At 42.2% G+C, this 315-nt stretch carries 1 pseudogene; it reads left to right on the top strand.

The window, feature by feature from the left end:
- A pseudogene (locus AC2Q9J_RS17770) lies at window positions 1-240 on the top strand (hypothetical protein); the annotation flags it as partial.
- Window positions 241-315: the final 75 nt, after the last annotated feature.

The raw sequence follows: 315 nt of genomic DNA, 5'->3' as shown, positions 1-315 counted from the left end.
CTAATAAGCCCTCAAAGAGGTTTTTTCATGCAAGTTTATTTAGTAGGCGGTGCTGTTCGAGATCAGTTACTTGGGCATCCCTATCACGAAAAAGATTATGTTGTGGTCGGTGCAACACCCGATCAATTGCTCGCTGAGGGTTATCAGCCCGTTGGCAAAGACTTCCCTGTATTTCTACATCCTAAAACAAAAGAAGAATATGCGCTTGCCCGTACAGAAAGAAAATCAGGCGTTGGTTAACATGGCTTTCAATTTTTCACAGATGCAGATGTGAGCTTAGATGAGGATCTCATCCGAAGAGATCTAACCATTAAT

Source organism: Planococcus sp. RAB007_Raresut, assembly GCF_057369535.1.
This window is presented reverse-complemented; position numbering and strand designations above follow the sequence as displayed.